Here is a 2,344-nt window from a genome sequence, read left to right on the forward strand (position 1 = left end):
ATAATTTTTATAATGTCTGTAAGATTAAATCTTGACTTCTACAATATAAACACTATGCTATATTACATAAACAAAACTCTTTCGAATAATAAAATACAAGCTATCATTTTAGGGATAATCGGGCTTGGTATTGTTTCCGTTCTCACATCATATAATATAGACGATCCGTCTTTTAATTCGGTTACAACAGAATATCCTAGCAATTTAGTCGGAATTGCAGGCTCTTATTTATCAGACTTTTTATATCAATTTTTTGGGTTAGCTGCTTTTATCATACCGCTTGCTTGCTTTGTTTGGGGTAGGAATTGTTGGTATGGAAGATATCGCGACTCATTTATCCGTATATTTGTAATGTTGCTTGCTCTCATTAGCAGTAGCACATTATTATCTAAGATTAAGCTAGAATTTATACCTGCAAATGCAGGGGGAGCCGTTGGAATAATAGCTTCTAATTTTTTTGAGCGATTTACAAATCAACTATACTTATTGTTAATATTTTTTACCTTTATTATATTAGTTGTTTTACTTGAAATTAAATTTACTTCTTTAAGTAATTTTATTATTAAGCTAGGTAAATTTTTAATCTATCGGGTACAATATTTTTTACATAATGTATTTTCACGATTATCGTCGATAAGATTATTCCCTACTAAAAACAATGATAAGATAAATATAACTTCTTCTTACCAAAAGCCTGTAAGTGAAAAAGTAAAATTCACTGAAGAAGCAAAACCTATACCTGCAAATCTTATAAAATTCTTTAGAAAACCCCCAGTAGCTCCTAAAATATCTCAAAGCGAAATAGCAGCATTGCCGCCTATTTCGTTATTACGTGATCCTGAAAGCCATCATGTAAAAGGGGCTTCTTCCTCAGAGCTTAAGCAAAAAGCTGAAGAGTTATTAACCGTGCTGAATGATTTTGGAGTTAAAGGGCAGATAATTAACATCAACCAAGGGCCTGTTGTAACTCAATATGAGTTTGAGCCGGCAGCAGGCACTAAAACATCAAGGGTAGTAGGATTATCCGACGATATAGCACGCTCGCTTTCGGCTCTATCGACAAGGATAGCAGTCATACCCGGTAAGAATGTGCTTGGCATTGAGCTTCCTAATAAGCAGCGTGAATTCTTTTGTTTAAAAGAACTGATAGAAACTCCAGAGTACCAAGACAAATCAACTTTATTGCCGTTAGTTTTGGGTAAAGATTTAGCAGGTAAGCCGCTAATTGCAGATCTTGCTAAAATGCCTCATTTATTAGTAGCAGGAACCACCGGCTCAGGTAAATCGGTCGGTATTAACGCTATGATAGTCTCGCTCTTGTACCGCTATACTCCTGAAGAATGTCGCTTTATCATGATTGACCCGAAAATGCTTGAATTATCGGCTTATGACGGAATACCGCATTTGCTAACTCCCGTAGTAACCGAGCCTTCTAAAGCGGTAGTTGCTCTTAAATGGGCAGTTAAGGAAATGGAAAATCGCTATAGAATGATGAGCAATATCGGCGTTAAGAATATCGCAGGTTATAATGCAAAAATCTTAGAAGCAGTTAAAGAAAATAGAGTAATTGAGCGTTCGATTCAAACGGGCTTTGACCCTGAAACCGGCAAGCCTATTTATGAAACCGTTACGATGAATATGGAAAAGCTACCTTACATAGTAGTTATTGTCGATGAGATGGCTGATTTAATGCTAGTGGCCGGTAAGGATATCGAGATGCTGATTCAAAGGCTTGCCCAAATGGCAAGAGCCGCCGGCATCCATATTATTATGGCAACACAAAGACCTTCGGTAGACGTTATTACCGGTGTCATTAAAGCCAACTTTCCAAGCCGTATTAGCTTTAAAGTTACCTCTAAAATCGATAGCCGAACGATTTTAGGCGAGCAAGGTTCCGAGCAGTTACTAGGTATGGGTGATATGCTATTTATGGGGAGCACTTCAAAGATAAGTAGGGTACACGGACCGTTTGTTAATGAAGCAGAAATCGAGAAAATTACGGAATATTTGAAAGAAACCGGTGCGCCTGAATATATCTCTGCCGTTACCGAGCAGCCTGAAGAAGACGATAGTAGCATTGATATCGGTGACGGCACGTCTGATGAAGTGCTTTACAAAAAAGCCGTGCAGATAGTGCGTGACGAACGTAAATCCTCCATTAGCTATATCCAAAGGTCGCTTAGAATCGGCTATAACAAAGCTGCTAATTTGGTTGAGAAGATGGAGAAAGAGGGAATAGTCTCACCGCCGAATCATACAGGTAAAAGAGAGATATTACTGCCCGAGAGGTAGGAGTTGTTTTTCGTCATTCTCGCAAGGCGTTGTTGCGTGGAGATTAAAAAAA

Annotated in this window: 1 protein-coding gene; it reads left to right on the forward strand. The window is 38.0% G+C overall.

All coding sequences use genetic code 11. The annotated features are described in order from the left end of the window. Positions 1-54: 54 nt before the first annotated feature. A complete protein-coding gene (locus tag KYQ89_RS03755) occupies positions 55-2,292 on the forward strand; it encodes a DNA translocase FtsK (protein WP_218460471.1) in 2,238 nt (745 codons plus the stop codon). Positions 2,293-2,344 lie beyond the last annotated feature (52 nt).

The organism is Rickettsia sp. TH2014 (genome assembly GCF_019249195.1).
GTDB classification, from domain to species: domain Bacteria; phylum Pseudomonadota; class Alphaproteobacteria; order Rickettsiales; family Rickettsiaceae; genus Rickettsia; species Rickettsia felis.

Coding starts and splice junctions, on each gene's coding strand:
- KYQ89_RS03755 (WP_218460471.1), top strand. CDS start 55: ATGCTATATTACATAAACAAAACTCTTTCGAATAATAAAATACAAGCT.